The sequence below is a fragment of the Streptomyces sp. NPDC054842 genome (genome assembly GCF_053611025.1).
On the sequence record NZ_JBSGZN010000022.1, the window covers coordinates 87793 to 102850 of the forward strand.

General features: G+C 72.4%; 16 protein-coding genes and 1 riboswitch. Of the genes, 7 read left to right on the plus strand and 9 right to left on the minus strand.

Annotated features, from left to right (window positions below; translation table 11 throughout):
* Nucleotides 1-69: 69 nt before the first annotated feature.
* Nucleotides 70-1098 (plus strand): 6-phosphofructokinase, encoded by a 1029-nt coding sequence (locus tag ACWGIS_RS19050; RefSeq protein WP_453363592.1) that lies wholly within the window; start codon nt 70-72, stop codon nt 1096-1098.
* 70 nt (nt 1099-1168) lie between these two features.
* Nucleotides 1169-2173 (plus strand): 2-hydroxyacid dehydrogenase, encoded by a 1005-nt coding sequence (locus tag ACWGIS_RS19055; RefSeq protein ID WP_453363593.1) that lies wholly within the window; start codon nt 1169-1171, stop codon nt 2171-2173.
* On the opposite strand, the gene ACWGIS_RS19060 is transcribed toward ACWGIS_RS19055, so the two are convergent.
* The gene (locus ACWGIS_RS19060) at nt 2116-4014 is read right to left on the minus strand and encodes an anthranilate synthase family protein (protein ID WP_453363594.1); all 1899 of its coding nucleotides are present in this window, start codon (nt 4012-4014) and stop codon (nt 2116-2118) included. The genes ACWGIS_RS19055 and ACWGIS_RS19060 overlap by 58 nt on opposite strands.
* A 111-nt stretch (nt 4015-4125) precedes the next feature.
* Entirely contained in the window at nt 4126-4266 is a 141-nt protein-coding gene (locus ACWGIS_RS19065; protein WP_453363595.1) for a trp operon leader peptide, read from the minus strand.
* A gap of 87 nt (nt 4267-4353) precedes the next feature.
* On the opposite strand from ACWGIS_RS19065, the gene ACWGIS_RS19070 reads away from it, so the two are divergent.
* The 3 genes from ACWGIS_RS19070 (at nt 4354) to ACWGIS_RS19080 (ending at nt 7419) form a co-directional block, all read left to right on the plus strand.
* A complete protein-coding gene (locus ACWGIS_RS19070) occupies nt 4354-5508 on the plus strand; it encodes a glycoside hydrolase domain-containing protein (protein ID WP_453363596.1) in 1155 nt (384 codons plus the stop codon).
* A gap of 146 nt (nt 5509-5654) precedes the next feature.
* On the plus strand, nt 5655-7007 hold the full coding sequence (locus tag ACWGIS_RS19075) for a class II 3-deoxy-7-phosphoheptulonate synthase (RefSeq protein WP_453363597.1): 1353 nt from the start codon (nt 5655-5657) through the stop codon (nt 7005-7007).
* Nucleotides 7008-7167: 160 nt separating this feature from the next.
* A complete protein-coding gene (locus tag ACWGIS_RS19080) occupies nt 7168-7419 on the plus strand; it encodes a (2Fe-2S)-binding protein (protein ID WP_453363598.1) in 252 nt (83 codons plus the stop codon).
* A gap of 14 nt (nt 7420-7433) precedes the next feature.
* Here the strand turns inward: ACWGIS_RS19080 and bfr are convergent, their stop codons facing one another.
* Nucleotides 7434-7913: a bacterioferritin gene (gene bfr / locus ACWGIS_RS19085; RefSeq protein ID WP_384809366.1), complete on the minus strand. Its 480-nt coding sequence runs from the start codon at nt 7911-7913 to the stop codon at nt 7434-7436.
* A gap of 155 nt (nt 7914-8068) precedes the next feature.
* Here bfr and ACWGIS_RS19090 point away from each other — a divergent pair, with 155 nt between their 5' ends.
* The gene (locus ACWGIS_RS19090; protein WP_453363599.1) at nt 8069-8701 is read left to right on the plus strand and encodes a sulfite oxidase-like oxidoreductase; all 633 of its coding nucleotides are present in this window, start codon (nt 8069-8071) and stop codon (nt 8699-8701) included.
* A 25-nt stretch (nt 8702-8726) separates the two neighbouring features.
* On the opposite strand, the gene ACWGIS_RS19095 is transcribed toward ACWGIS_RS19090, so the two are convergent.
* From ACWGIS_RS19095 to thiO, 6 genes are all read right to left on the minus strand, one after another.
* Nucleotides 8727-9203, minus strand: coding sequence for a DUF4396 domain-containing protein (locus ACWGIS_RS19095; RefSeq protein WP_453363600.1), 477 nt, complete (start codon nt 9201-9203; stop codon nt 8727-8729).
* 78 nt (nt 9204-9281) lie between these two features.
* Nucleotides 9282-10157 carry a deoxyribonuclease IV gene (locus tag ACWGIS_RS19100; protein ID WP_453363601.1) on the minus strand — a complete coding sequence of 292 codons (876 nt, stop codon included), beginning with the start codon at nt 10155-10157 and terminating at the stop codon, nt 9282-9284.
* Between the two features lie 81 nt (nt 10158-10238).
* Nucleotides 10239-12173 (minus strand): Stk1 family PASTA domain-containing Ser/Thr kinase, encoded by a 1935-nt coding sequence (gene pknB / locus ACWGIS_RS19105; RefSeq protein ID WP_453363602.1) that lies wholly within the window; start codon nt 12171-12173, stop codon nt 10239-10241.
* A gap of 156 nt (nt 12174-12329) precedes the next feature.
* Nucleotides 12330-13124: a thiazole synthase gene (locus ACWGIS_RS19110; RefSeq protein WP_355792728.1), complete on the minus strand. Its 795-nt coding sequence runs from the start codon at nt 13122-13124 to the stop codon at nt 12330-12332.
* 3 nt (nt 13125-13127) lie between these two features.
* Nucleotides 13128-13328 carry a sulfur carrier protein ThiS gene (gene thiS / locus ACWGIS_RS19115; protein ID WP_453363603.1) on the minus strand — a complete coding sequence of 67 codons (201 nt, stop codon included), beginning with the start codon at nt 13326-13328 and terminating at the stop codon, nt 13128-13130.
* Nucleotides 13325-14521, minus strand: a complete 1197-nt coding sequence (thiO, locus tag ACWGIS_RS19120) for a glycine oxidase ThiO (protein ID WP_453363604.1) — start codon at nt 14519-14521, stop codon at nt 13325-13327. The genes thiS and thiO overlap by 4 nt, the downstream gene beginning before the upstream one ends.
* Nucleotides 14519-14631: riboswitch (TPP riboswitch) on the minus strand. (Overlaps the previous gene by 3 nt.)
* 51 nt (nt 14632-14682) lie before the next feature.
* Here thiO and ACWGIS_RS19125 point away from each other — a divergent pair.
* Entirely contained in the window at nt 14683-15030 is a 348-nt protein-coding gene (locus ACWGIS_RS19125) for a hypothetical protein (RefSeq protein ID WP_453363605.1), read from the plus strand.
* Nucleotides 15031-15058 lie beyond the last annotated feature (28 nt).

Sequence of the window (15058 nt, forward strand, 5' to 3'; positions counted from 1 at the left end):
CATGCCGAAGTGACCTGGATCACTATTAGCGTGAGTCCCCTCAGGCAACCCGGCGAAGGGACTTCTTCCATGCGAGTCGGAGTACTGACCGGAGGCGGCGACTGCCCCGGACTCAACGCCGTCATCCGGGGCATCGTCCGCAAGGGCGTGCAGGAGTACGGCTACGACTTCGTCGGCTTCCGGGACGGCTGGCGAGGCCCCCTGGAGAACGACACCGTGCGGCTCGACATCCCGGCCGTGCGCGGGATCCTGCCCCGCGGCGGCACCATCCTCGGCTCCTCGCGCACCAACCCCCTCAAGCAGCAGGACGCCGTCCGCCGGATCAAGGAGAACCTCGGCAAGCAGGAGGTCGACGCGCTCATCGCGATCGGCGGCGAGGACACCCTGGGAGTCGCCGCGCGGCTCAACGACGAGTTCGGCATCGGTGTCGTCGGCGTCCCGAAGACCATAGACAACGACCTCTCGGCCACCGACTACACCTTCGGCTTCGACACCGCCGTCGGCATCGCCACCGAGGCCATCGACCGGCTGCACACCACCGCCGAGTCCCACATGCGCGTCCTCGTCTGCGAGGTGATGGGGCGGCACGCGGGCTGGATCGCCCTCCACTCGGGCCTCGCGGGCGGCGCGAACGTGATCCTGATCCCCGAGCAGCGCTTCGACGTCGAGCAGGTCTGCGCCTGGGTGACCTCGCGGTTCAAGGCGTCGTACGCCCCGATCGTGGTCGTCGCGGAGGGCGCGATGCCCAAGGACGGCGACATGGTCCTCAAGGACGGCACCCTCGACTCCTTCGGGCACGTCCGGCTCTCCGGCGTCGGCGAGTGGCTGGCCAAGGAGATCGAGCGGCGCACCGGCAAGGAGGCCAGGACCACGGTCCTCGGGCACGTCCAGCGCGGCGGCACCCCGAGCGCCTTCGACCGCTGGCTCGCCACCCGCTTCGGGCTGCACGCCATCGAGGCCGTCCGCGACGGCGACTTCGGGAAGATGGTCGCCCTGCGCGGCACGGACATCGTCCGCGTCCCGATGGCGGAGGCCACGGCCAGGCTCAAGACCGTCGACCCCAAGCTGTACGAGGAGGTCGGCGTCTTCTTCGGCTGACCCGGCCGACCGGCGCCCCGGTGGTTGCCGCCCTATATTCGGCGGTAACCACCTCAGCCCGGGAGGAACCGTGGAGATCCTGGCCTTCGGCGTCCAGTCCGACGAGAAGCCGCTGATCGAGAAGGCCTTCGACGGGCACTGCGAGGTCCGCTGTCTCGACGTCTTCCTCACCGAGGACACCGCCCCCATCGCGGCCGGCCACGAGGTCGTCTCCAGCAGCGTCAACGCCGAACTGGGGCCCCGCGTACTGGAGATTCTGGCGGCCGGCGGCACCCGGATGATCGCCCAGCGCTCGACCGGCTTCAACAACATCGACCTGGACGCCGCCAGGCGCCTCGGCCTGACGGTCGCCCGCGTCTCGTACTACTCGCCCTACTCCGTCGCCGAATTCGCCTGGACCCTCGGCACGGCCGTCAACCGCCGGGTCGTACGCGCCGCCAACCGCACCCGCGACTTCGACTTCCGGCTCGACGGGCTGATGGGCCGCGACATGCACGGCCGCACCGCGGGCGTCCTCGGCACCGGCAAGATCGGCGAGGCGTTCACCCGGATCGCCCACGGCTTCGGCATGCGGCTGCTCGGCTGGGACGTCGCCGAGAACCCCGCCTGCATGGAACTCGGCATGAAGTACGTGCCCAAGCAGCAGCTCCTCGCCGAGGCCGACCTGGTCACCCTGCACCTGCCGCTGATGCCGGAGACCCAGCACCTCATCGACGCCGCCGCGCTGCGCTCCATGAAGGACGACGCGATCCTCGTGAACTCCAGCCGGGGCGGCCTCGTCGACACCCGGGCCCTCGTCGCCGAGCTGCGCGAGGGCCGCTTCACGGGAGTCGGACTCGACGTGTACGAGGCCGAGGCGGGCCTGTTCTTCGTGGACCGGTCCCTGGAGGCCGTCGACGACGACACCCTGGCCCGCCTCGTCACCTTCCCGAACGTCCTGGTCACCTCCCACCAGGCGTACTACACCGAGGACGCCGTCGCCCAGATCGTCGACACCACCGTGCGCAACGTCCTCGACTACCTCGCGGGCCGGCGCTCGGAGAACGTGCTCGTGCCGGCGCTCGCGCGCAGCTGAGCCAGCAGCTCCCGCACGATCTCCGTACCGCGCAGCGACAGCACCGACTCCGGGTGGAACTGCACGCCCGCGAACCCGGGCCCGCGCAGCGCGTGCACCTCGCCGGCGGCGCTCAGGGCGACCTCGACGCCCCGGGCGGCCAGCCCGGCGCGGTCCCGGTCGTCGCAGCGGGCCGCGAAGCTGTTGTAGAAGCCGACGGTCTCGGTGCGCCCGAACAGGTCGATGCCGGTCTGGGCGCCCTGGTGCGGGACGTCCTTGCGGACGATCGGGAGGCCAAGCCCGGCGGCGATCAGCTCATGGCCGAGGCAGACGCCCAGCACCCCGTGCCGGTGCCCGCGCAGCACCTCGGCGGTCAGGGAGCGCAGGAACCGCATCTTCGGGTCGGCGGTGTCCGAGGGGTCGCCGGGACCGGGGCCGAGGACCACCGGCCCCTCGTGCCCGAGGACGGCCTCCCGCAGCCCCGGCTCGTCGTACCGCCGCACCGTCACCGCGAGCCCGCACGACCGCAGCACGTGCGCCAGCATCGCGGTGAACGTGTCCTCGCCGTCCACGACCAGCGCGTGCCCGGCCGGTTCGTCGGCCCGCTCCTGCATCCGCAGCCAGAACGGCGCGAGCGCGGCCCGCCGCCCGTCCAGCGCGGCCCGCACACGCGGATCGTCGGCCAGCCGCGGCCGTACGCCCTCGGCCCGCGGCCTGCCCGGACGCACCCCCAGCGCCGCCAGGACCCCGGCGGCCTTCGCGTGGGTCTCGGCGACCTCGCCCGCCGGGTCCGAGCCGCGGACCAGCGTGGCGCCCACCGGCACGCGCAGCCCGCCGTCCGCGTCGATGTCGGCGGTCCTGATCAGGATGGGGGAGTCGAGGGTCTGCGCCCCGCCCTCGTCCCGGGCGAGGAGGGCCAGCGCTCCGGCGTAGTAGCCCCGCCCGCCCACCTCGTGCCGCTCGATCACCCGGCAGGCGTTCTGCACCGGCGACCCGGTGACGGTCGCCGCGAACATGGTCTCCCGCAGCACCTCGCGCACGTCCAGCGACGAGCGGCCCCGCAACTCGTATTCGGTGTGCGCCAGATGGGCCATCTCCTTGAGCCGCGGCCCGATCACCACGCCGCCCCGGTCGCCGACGGTGCACATCATCTTGAGCTCCTCGTCGACGACCATCGACAGCTCCTCGATCTCCTTGCCGTCGGCGAGGAAGTCCAGCAGGTCCTCGGGGGTCGGCCCCTCGGCCGGGTAGCGGTAGGTCCCGCTGATCGGGTTCATCACGACGGTCCCGCCGGACATCCGCACGTGCACCTCGGGGCTCGCCCCGACCAGCGTCCGGTCCCCGGTGTGCACGACGTACGTCCAGTAGGCGCCCCGCTCGCCGACCAGCAGCCTGCGGAAGAGGGCGAGGGCGTCGGCCCGGCCGAACCCGGGGATCCGGCCCTCGTACGTACGCCGGATGACGAAGTTCGCGCCCTCGCCCCGCCCGATCTCCTCCTCCAGCACCCGGCCGACGATCCCGGCGTACTCCTCGTCGGCGACGTCGAAGCCGCCGTCCTCGACGCGCACGTCGTGCGACGGGAGCTGCGCCAGCGCCTCGGCCAGCGGGACCACGCGCGTCTCCTCGGCGGTCAGCACGGCCAGCGGGGTGCCGTCGTCGCGCACGTCGAAACCGCGCTCGCGGATCTGCCGGAACGGCACCAGCGCGAGGGAGGGACGCTCGCCCACCGGGATGTCGGCCAGGCGGTCGACCTCGCGCACCGGACCGAGCAGCAGCTCCACCGTGTCGTGGTCGTGGCCGGGGGTGCGGCGGCGCAGCAGGGCGAACGGACGGGGATCGTCGAGCAGGTCGGGCAGGTTCATCGGTCCTGTTCCTTCTCGGAGGGCGGAGATCCGCCGGGAGGAACGGCCGGGCCGGGAAACACCGAAGGCCGCCCCTCGGGCGGCCTTCGCGACGTGTGTGCGTACGCGCAGTCAGTGGGCCGCCGGATGAGCGGTCCACCACCAGTTCCTGGTCGAGTGCGCGAACATGCGCCGCACCCTACCCGACGGCCGGGACCGGCAACAGCGTGAACCGCGGCGGCGAGGGGTTCGCCGGGCGCCCCGCGCGGCCATTCATGGCCAGGAAGCCCGACCGAGGAGAGAGCCATCCAGCCAGCCCGTTCCCCCCGAGTCCGCCGCCGCGGCGCCCGTGTCCTCACGGTGCTCGCCGCCGCCACCGCGCTCGCCGCCCATCCGCTCGCCGCCGCTCCGGCCGCGTCCCCGCCCCCGGAGGAGACCGTCGAGGTCGCCTACCGGGGCCACGTGTTCACCGTCCCCGCGTCCTGGCGGGTGGTGGACCTGGAGAAGGACCCGGACGCCTGCGTCCGCTTCGACCGCCACGTCGTGTACCTCGGGACGCCGGGCGAGCGGCAGAACTGCCCCGCGGACCCGGCGGGGCGCACCGAGGCGCTCCTGGTGCAGCCCGCCGGGTCCGCCGCCGCCGAGGTCACCGAGAACCGCACGGCCGGCACCTACCGGGCCACCGCCGACCGGATCGCCGTCACCGCCGCGTACGGGCAGGACCGCTCGCGGATCCGGGAGATCCTGCGCACCGCCGGGCTGCCCGTCGCCTCCGCGCGGGCCGAGACCCTCGCCGGCGCTCCCGCGGCCCTGCCCGCCGACGCGACGGCCTTCCGGGGCAAGGGCTTCGACGCCTGCACCGCCCCCGGCCAGGCGGCCATGGACGCCTGGAAGGGCACCTCCGGCTACGGCGCGGTCGGCATCTACATCGGCGGCATCAACCGCGCCTGCGCCCAGCGCAACCTCACCGCCCGCTGGGTGCAGACCCAGTACGCCAACGGCTGGCGCTTCTTCCCGCTCTACGTCGGCCGGCAGCCCTCGTCCGACGGAGGCAGCTGCGGGAGCGGCTGTACGGCGATCACCGACCCGGAGCCGCAGGGCACCGCCGCCGCCGACGACGCCGCCCGGCAGGCGGGGGCGCTCGGCTTCGGCAAGGGCACCGTGATCTACAACGACCTGGAGCACTACGTCCGCGGCGCGGCGGTGACCCGGCGCGTGCTCGCGTACCTGGAGGCGTACACCGAGCGGCTGCACGAACTCGGCTACCGCTCGGGGGCGTACGGCAGCGCGACCTCCCTGGTCCCCGACCTCGTCGCGAACGCGGACGGCGGCACGCTCCCCGACGTGATCCACTTCGCCCGCTGGAACGACTCGGCCACCACGTCCGACCCGGCGATCCCGGACACCATGTGGGCGGACCACCAGCGCATCCACCAGTACGCGGGCGACCGCACCGAGACCCACGGCGGGGTGAAGATCGGCATCGACCGCAACCAGCTCGACGTCGGCCCCTGACCGCGCGCCCGGCCCGGCGGGCCCCACCGCGCCGGGCCCGCCCCGTCCTCGCCGGCCGCCCCCGGTCCCGTGCCGTACGAGCGGCCGCCGTCTCACTTGATGAGCAGGTGGATGGACGCCGGACACGACCCCGTAATGTGGGGGAGGTGACCGTGAACGCTAAGTCCAGCGCGAGCGCTGGCAACACCTGGCGAGACCTTCCCGCGGCGCAGCAGCCCGAGTACCCCGATGCCGAGGCTCTGCGCGATGTGATCGCGGACCTCGAGTCGTATCCGCCGCTCGTCTTCGCGGGCGAGTGCGACCAGCTGCGCGCCCGGTTGGCGTCCGTCGCCAAGGGAGAGGCGTTCCTCCTCCAGGGCGGCGACTGCGCCGAGGCCTTCGACGCGGTGTCCGCCGACCAGATCCGCAACAAGCTCAAGACCCTGCTCCAGATGGGCGCCGTGCTCACGTACGCCGCCTCGGTGCCGGTCGTGAAGGTCGGCCGGATCGCCGGCCAGTACTCCAAGCCGCGCTCCAAGCCGACCGAGACCCGCGACGGCGTGACGCTGCCCACCTACCGGGGCGACTCCGTCAACGGCTTCGACTTCACCGAAGCGGCCCGCATCCCGGACCCCGAGCGGCTGAAGCGGATGTACAACGCCTCCGCCTCGACGCTCAACCTGGTGCGTGCCTTCACCACCGGCGGTTACGCGGACCTGCGCCAGGTGCACGCCTGGAACCAGGACTTCGTGAAGTCGTCCCCCTCCGGCCAGCGCTACGAGCAGCTGGCCCGGGAGATCGACCAGGCGCTGAACTTCATGCACGCCTGCGGGGCCGACCCGGAGGAGTTCAAGACCGTCGAGTTCTACGCCTCCCACGAGGCTCTGCTGCTCGACTACGAGTCGGCGCTCACCCGGGTGGACTCGCGCACCGGGCGGCTGTACGACGTCTCGGCCCACATGGTGTGGATCGGTGAGCGCACCCGCCAGCTGGACGGCGCGCACATCGAGTTCGCCTCGAAGATCCGCAACCCGATCGGCATCAAGCTCGGCCCGACGACGACGGCCGAGGAGGCGCTGCAGTACATCGAGCGTCTCGACCCGGACCGCGAGCCCGGCCGCCTCACCTTCATCGTGCGGATGGGCGCGGACAAGGTCCGCGACAAGCTGCCCGAGCTGGTCGAGAAGGTCACCGCCTCCGGCGCGACCGTCGCCTGGATCACCGACCCGATGCACGGCAACACCTACGAGGCGGCCTCCGGCCACAAGACCCGGCGCTTCGACGACGTGCTCGACGAGGTCAAGGGCTTCTTCGAGGTCCACAAGGCGCTCGGCACCCACCCGGGCGGCATCCACGTCGAGCTCACCGGTGACGACGTCACCGAGTGCGTGGGCGGCGGCGACGAGATCTTCGTCGACGACCTGCACCAGCGCTACGAGACGGCCTGCGACCCCCGCCTGAACCGCAGCCAGTCCCTGGACCTGGCGTTCCTGGTCTCCGAGATGTACCGGGACCAGTAGCGGCCCACCGGCCGGTCCGGTGCTCGTCGCGACGTGAAGTGGGGCGCGGATCACATACGATCCGCGCCCCACCCCACTTTTGCGGTTCCCGAGCTATGGGTAAGGTTAGGTTTGCCTCACCGAACAATCGGGACGGCATGACCCAGGATCCCTTCGGGAGGTGAGCCGCGTGTTCGTCTGCAACTGCTTCGGTGTCACCGAGGCGCAGGTGAAGCAGCACGCGGAGGCCGGTGCCTGCACCCCCCGCCAGATCGCCTCGGCCTGCAAGGCCGGCACGGACTGCGGCTCCTGCGTCCGCCGCATCCAGGCCCTGCTCGGCCGGGGGGCCGCCCCGCGTCCCGAGCTGCTGGACCGCGCGGGTCCGGTGCTCGCCGGGACCGCGGCGCCCGCCGCCCTGGACGAGGCCGCCTAGCCCGCCACCGCGGCTCAGCTCTCCGGCTGCTCGATCAGCTGCGCGATGTAGAGCGCCTCACCGAGCTTCTCGACCAGCTCCAGCTGGGTGTCCAGGTAGTCGATGTGGTGTTCCTCGTCCGCGAGGATCGACTCGAAGATGTTCGCCGAGGTGACGTCGCCCTTCGCGCGCATCACGTCGATCCCGCGCCGGAGGCGGTCGATCGCCTCCACCTCCACCTGCCGGTCCGCCTGGAACATCTCGGTCACCGTCTGCCCCACCCGGACATGGAAGAGCCGCTGGTAGTTCGGCAGGCCGTCCAGGAAGAGAATCCGGTCGGTGAGCAGCTCGGCGTGCTTCATCTCGTCGAACGACTCGTGCCGCGTGTACTTCGCGAGCTTCGTCCAGCCGAAGTTCTCCTGCATCTTCGCGTGCAGGAAGTACTGGTTGATCGCGGTGAGCTCGGCGGTCAGCTGCTCGTTGAGGAATTCGAGGACCTCGGGGTCGCCCTGCATCGCAGAGGCTCCTTCCAGGCGGGGGAGTGGGCAGGTTGCGCCGCATCCTCGCATCGGCACCCCGGGCAGTCCAGTAAGTGCACGCTTAGTAGGAGTTGCCCGAATCGGGACAGGCCTGGTCATGTGCACCGTCCCAGGTCTGTCAGGATGGAGTCATGGGTCAGCCGGTGGAGCGTGAATCTGGAGAAGCGGCACAGCCGGACCTTCCGCCGGGACAGCGACTTCAGCGCGGCTGGCCGGTCACGCACTACGGCCCGGTGCCCAAGTTCCGCCCCGAGCGCTGGGAGTTCAGGGTCTTCGGCGCCACCGCCGACCAGGAGAAGCGCTGCTGGACCCACGAGGAGTTCACGGCCCTGCCGTACGCCACCGTGGTCGCCGATCTGCACTGTGTCACGAAGTTCAGCATGATCGGGGCCGAATGGGGCGGCATCCCGGCCCGCACGATCCTGGAGCTGGCCCCGCCGGCGCCCTCCGTGACCCACGTGATGGTCTGGGCGGAGTACGGCTTCAGCTCGAACCTGCGCCTCGACGACTTCGCCTCCGAGCGCACCATCTTCGCCACCCACAAGGACGGCGAGCTGCTCACCGCCGAGCACGGCTTCCCGCTGCGCCTGGTCGTGCCGCACCTGTACGCCTGGAAGGGGCCCAAGTGGGTCCGGGGCGTCGAGTACATGACGGCCGACCGCCGCGGCTTCTGGGAGGAGCGCGGCTATCACAACGTGGGCGACCCCTGGCGCGAGCAGCGCTACTCGTACCAGGAGGAGCCCGGGGACGGCCCCGAGCTCTGACTCTCTCGGTGCCGTTCCCGCTGCCTCAGTGGTGGTACGCGTGCACCACCGCGTGGCCCTTGCCGCGGCCGATCATCCACCGGTTCACCGGCGTCGTCACCACGAAGGCGACGACCAGCGAGATCGCCAGGGCGCCCCAGAACAGCAGGTCGTCGAGGTGGGCGTCCATGGCGTTCGGCCACAGGGCGATCACCGAGTTGTCGATCAGCTCCATCACCGCGATGGACAGCGTGTCCGCGGCGAGGGCGATCCGGAACGCCGTCCGGAAGCCGACGTCCGCCTTGAGCACGCCGCGCAGCGTGAGCGAGTAGCCGAAGAAGAAGGCCAGGGCGATCGCCAGGACCATCGTCGGCACGTTGCCCCAGCCGAGCGCGGTGCCGATCACCATGCCGAGCACCTCGCCGATGGCGCAGCCGGTCAGGCAGTGCAGCGTGGCCTGGGCGGCCATGGCCCAGGTGACCTCGGCCCGGTGCGCGTGCCCGGTGTGTGTGTCGTGCTCCATGAGATGCCCCCAACGTCAGGTAGCGGTTCCTGCACCTGACAGGAACCGTATACCCCCCTGGGGTATTCCTCAACGGGGTCAGCCGTCGCGCAGCTTCTTGAGCCGCTCCACGTCCGCCGCGTGTCCCTCCTTGCCGCCGGGCGTCTCGATGACCAGCGGTACGCCCTCGGTGGCGGGGTGCGTCATCAGCTCGCGGAACGGGTCCTCGCCGATGTGGCCCGCGCCGATGTTGGCGTGGCGGTCCTTGTGGGCGCCGACCACGTCCATGGAGTCGTTGGCGTGGACGAGCCGCAGACGGCCCGCGCCGACGGTGGAGACCAGCAGGTCCAGGGTCTGGCGCATGCCGTCCGGGCCGGTCAGGTCGTGGCCCGCGGCGAAGACGTGGCAGGTGTCCAGGCAGACGCCGAGCCTCGGGTGGGCGTCGAGCGCCTCGAAGTAGGGCGCGAAGTCCCAGGTCCGGGAGCACAGGGAGGAGCCCTGGCCCGCCGTCGACTCCAGCAGCAGGTACGGGTCGTCGTCGTGGGTCAGCTCGTCCAGCAGCGGCAGCATCCGCTCCCGTACCTGCGCGAGAGCCGTCGCCCGCTCCCGGCCGCCGGTGGCGCTCCCGGTGTGCACGACCACGCCGAGCGCGCCGATCTGCCGGGCCCGGCGCAGCGAGTGCCGCAGCGAGGCCACCGACTTCTCGACGGTCGCCTCCGTGTGCGACCCGAAGTTGATCAGGTAGGGGGCGTGGACGTACGCCGGTATCGACTCGGCGGCGCACGCCGTGCGGAACGCCTCGTCCTGCTTCGGGTTGCCGGCCGGCGTCGCCCAGCCGCGCGGGTTGGCGACGAAGACCTGCACGGCCTCGGCGCCCATCTCACGCGCGTAGGCCAGGCCGACGGTGTCGAGGCCGCCGGCCACCGGGACGTGGCTGCCGACGGGATTGCGGAGCTGCTTGCTTGTCACACCCATCAGGGTGTCATGTGCTCGCGGGTGCTCCGGCGCCGGACGTCACGGTCGTACCGGCCGTCCCCGGGAAACGGCCGGCACCGCTCAGCGGATCTCGATGGTGATCGTCGACCCCTTGGGGGCCTTGTCCCCGCCGTCCACCGACTGGCTCTCGACGGTGTCCCCGAAGAGGCCGAGCAGCCCGCGGTCCTGGTCGACCTCGAACCCGGCGTCCTCCAGCTCCCGGGTCGCGTCGTCCACGCTGTCCCCGACGACGTCCGGGACCTCGATCATCTCCGGGCCCTTGGAGAGGGTCAGCGTCACGGTGTCGCCCTCGGCGAGCTGCTTCTCGTCGCCGCGCGGCTTCTGCTCGGCGACCTCGCCCTTGTCGAACTCCGACGACGTCACCCGCTCCGCGGCGACCTCGACCTTCAGGCCCGCGTCCTCCAGCTCCTCGGTGGCGTCCTCGACCGAGGAACCCGTGACGTCGGGCACGTCGATCGCGCGGCCCCTGCTCACCGTGATCGCGATGGCCGACCCGGCGTGCCGCTCGGTCCCGGCCCCGGGCTCCGTACCGATCACGGAACCGCGGTCGACGTCCTCGCTGAAGTCGCGGGTGACCATCCCGGCCGCCAGGCCCGCCGACTTCAGCCGGTCCCTGGCGCTCTCCAGCGTCTCGCCCTCCAGGTCGGGCACCTTCACGACCTCGGGGCCCTTGGAGATGGTCAGCGTCACCGAGTCGTTCTCCCGGATCCGCTCACCGACACCCGGGTCGACCTTGCTGACCGTGCCCCGCTTCACCGTGTCGCTGAAGTCCCGCCGGACCTCCTTGACGTCGAGTCCGGCCGCCTCCAGCCGGTCCCTCGCCTGGTCCTCGGTCTTCTCCAGCACCGCCGGGACCTTGGTGAACTGCCCGGAGTTGATGTACCAGACGCCCGCGCCGACGCCGAGCACCAGCAGCACGGCAGCAACGATCGCCACCATCCCGCGCCCGGGCCGGACACCCGCGCCGGTGGGCCGCCGCGGCGGGACCGGCGGGCTCGCGAGGCGGCTGGTGCGGTTCAGCACCGCCTCGTCCTCGTTCACCGGCAGCGGCCGCTGCCCGGACAGCGAGCGCGGGATCACGCTCGTCCGGTCCTCGGCGTTGTCGTGGTTCACCGCCACGGCCTTCGGCGGTACGGCGTCCAGCTGCTCGGCGGTCAGTCCGCCGCGCGCCTCCAGCACCTCGGCGAGCAGCGCCACCGCGTCGTACGGACGCACCTCGGGGTTGCGCGCGGTCGACGAGGCGACCAGGTCGTCGAGGGCGAGGGGCAGCCCCGGCACGGCGGCCGACGGCGGCGGCACGTCCGCGTTCAGGTGCTGGTAGAGCACCTGCGCGGGGGAGTCGCCGGAGTGCGGCTTGTCGCCGGTGAGCATCTCGTACAGGACGACACCGCAGGCGTACACGTCGACGCGGGGGTCCGCCGTGCCGTGCTCCACCTGCTCGGGGGCGAGGTAGGAGACGGTGCCGAGGACGGACCCCGTGGTGTTCGTCACCGTGTCCACGGCGCGCACGAGACCGAAGTCCGCCACCTTGACCCGGCCGTCGTCCCCTATCAGGACGTTCTCCGGCTTCATGTCGCGGTGCACGAAACCGGCCCGGTGGGCGGCGCCGAGCGCGGCGAGGACCGGCTCCAGGATGTCGAGCGCGGCCCGCGGCTGGAGCGCCCCGCGCTCGCGCAGCACGTCGCGCAGGGTGCACCCGGCGACGTACTCCATGGCCAGGTAGACGTACGACCCGTCCGTCCCCTGGTCGAAGACCTGCACCACGTTCGGGTGGGCGAGCCGGGCGACGGACTTGGCCTCCCGGATGAACCGCTCGACGAAGGAGGCGTCGGCGGCCAGCGCCGGGTGCATCACCTTGAGCGCGAGCACGCGGTCGAGGCGGGTGTCCAGGGCCCGGTAGACCGTGGCCATCCCGCCGACCGCGATCCGCGCGTCGACGCGGTAGCGGCCGTCGAGCACCTGCCCGACAAGCGGGTCCTGAAGGGTCGTATCCACGCAGGTGAGTCTACGAGCCGCCACCGTCACGCCCACCCGGTCCGCTCTTTCCGGGGGCGGAATGCAGCAGACCTGTGACTGTCGTGTGGCCTGTCCGAGGCGGGCCGGTCCGGGCGGCCCGCCCCGGGACGAACGCCGGAACGCTCGCGCAGCGCCCTAGAAGGCGGGGCGCTCCGGGTCCAGCCGCGCACGCCCCTCCACCGGGGAGGACGCCTCCGCGAAGTGCCGGCGCGGGATGCGGCCCGCCCGGTACGCCAGCCGCCCCGCCTCGACCGCGTGCCGCATGGCGTCGGCCATCAGCACCGGCTCCTGAGCCCGGGTCACGGCCGAGGCGAGCATCACACCCGCGCACCCCAGCTCCATGGCGAGCGCGGCGTCCGACGCGGTCCCGGCGCCCGCGTCCAGGATGACCGGCACACGCGCGTGCTCCACGATCAGCTGGAAGTTGTGCGGGTTGCGGATACCGAGGCCGGAGCCGATGGGCGAGCCCAGCGGCATGATCGCGGCGCAGCCGACGTCCTCCAGCTTCCGCGCCAGCACCGGGTCGTCGTTCGTGTACGGCAGCACCGTGAACCCGTCGTCGACCAGCGTCTCGGCGGCGTCCAGCAGCTCGATCGGGTCCGGCAGCAACGTGCGCTCGTCCGCGATGACCTCCAGTTTGACCAGGTCGGTGCCGAGGGCCTCCCGAGCGAGCCGGGCGGTGAGGACCGCCTCGCCCGCCGTGAAGCAGCCCGCCGTGTTCGGCAGGACCCGGATGCCGAGCCGGTCCAGGACGGACAGCACCGAACCGTGCGCCCGCGGATCGACCCGGCGCATCGCGACCGTGGTCAGCTCCGTGCCCGAGGCCACCAGGGAGCGCTCCAGCAGGTCCAGGCTGGGGGCGCCGCCGGTACCCATGATCAGGCGGGACGCGTAGGACGTGCCGCCGAGGACGAAGGGGTCGTCGGCCATGGGTCAGCCTCCTTGGACGGCGGTGAGTACTTCGACGCGGTCCCCGTCGGCGAGGGCCGTGCCGGCCCACTGACGGCGCGGGACGACGGTCTCGTTCAGGGCGGCGGCGACACCGGACGGGGCCGCGGTGAGGGTCGCGACGAGGGCGTCGAGCGCGGTGCCCGGGGCGACGTGCCGGCGCTCCCCGTTGACGAAGATGTTCATGCGGGCTGCTCCGTGCGGGCGGTGCTGAAGCGTCGGGGGGTGAACGGGCGTGCCACGTCCGGGAGTTCACCGGTGGTCAGGACGTGCGCCATGGCGTCGCCGGTGACCGGGGTGAGCAGCACGCCGTTGCGGTGGTGGCCGGTGGCCAGCAGCAGGCCGTCCAGTCCGGTGGGCCCGAGCAGCGGGGCGTTGTCCGGCGAGCAGGGGCGCAGCCCGGCGCGGGTCTCGGTCAGCGGCAGTTCCGTGATCCCGGGGACCAGTTCGTGGGCGTCGCGCAGCAGCTCGTACACACCGCCCGCGGTGACCGTGGTGTCCCAGCCCAGCTCCTCGCTGGTGGCGCCGACGACCAGCTCGCCGTTCTCGCGCGGCACCAGGTAGACGTGGCTGCCCCGCACGACGGCGCGCACGGTCCGGCTGAGGAACGGCGCGTACGGCCGCGGCACGGTCAGCCGCAGCACCTGCCCCTTCACCGGGCGCACCGGCGGCAGCAGGTCGTCGGGGACGCCCGCCAGCCGTCCGCTCAGGCTGCCCCCGGCGAGGACGACCCGGCCGGCCGGCAGCGCGCCGCCGTCCGCGGTGACCACCCCGGTGGCCCGGCCCCGGACGACGCTCAGCCGCTCGGCCCAGGTCCGGTGCAGGACCACCCCGGCGCGCTCGCAGGCCACGACGAGCGCGGCGGCGAGCCGGCGCGGATCGACCTGGTGGTCGCCGTCCACCCGCAGCCCGCCGCGCACGCCCGGTGCGAGCATCGGCTCCAGCCGGCGGCAGTCACGTCCGCTGAGCCACTCCGACTCCAGGCCCGACCGGCGCTGCAGCGCGTGCAGTTCGCGCAGGTGGGCGCGGTCGTCGGCGTCGAGCGCGACGGCGAGTGTGCCGCAGCGGCGGTAGCCGAGGCCGAGGCCGGTGACCTCGGTCAGCTCCGCCACGAAGTCGGGGTAGCGCTCGGCGGAGGCCAGGTTGAGGCCGAGCAACGTCTGCTCGCCGTAGTGGAGTTCGGTGACGGCGGCCAGCATGCCGGCGGCCACCTGCGCGGCGCCGCCGCCCGGCTCGGGGTCCACGACCGCGGTGGTGAGCCCGCGCTGCGCGGCCCGCCAGGCGGTCACCAGACCGATGATGCCCCCGCCCACCACGAGGACGTCCGGCGGACCCGAGGACCCGCGTGCGGTGTCCGTGGACTGTGAGGTACGCGACATGGGCGTCCAGCCCCTCCCTTCGCCGGCATGACCCGGATCAGGTTCGTACGGTCGGAGGCCGTCCAGCCTCCCTCTCAGCCCGGTGCGTCCGGGCTCCCGCGTGTGCTTTACGTTGGCCACCCTAGCCCGTCGCCCCGGACCCCAGTAGAGGAGCTCCCCGCATGGCCCGCTCGCTCGACGGCCTCGTCCTCGCCCCGGTCGCCGACCAGGCCCCGGGACAGGTCGGCACCCGCACCCGGTTCACCTACCACGAGCGGGACGGGCGGATCTGGGCCGAGTACGCGGGCGGCGATGTCGTACGAGGTCATCTCGTGGGTAGTCGTGAGGGTGACCGCCTCGACTTCCGGTACGTGCAGCTGAAGCACGACGGAACGACCTCCTCCGGGCACTGCGTGTCCCAGGTCGTCGAGCTGGCCGACGGACGGGTACGGCTTGAGGAGAACTGGCAGTGGGAGTCGCAGGAGGGCAGCGGGACGAGCGTGGTGGAGGAGATCGCCCACGCCCGGTGACTGACGCCGTGTCAGGTGTCTATGGTGA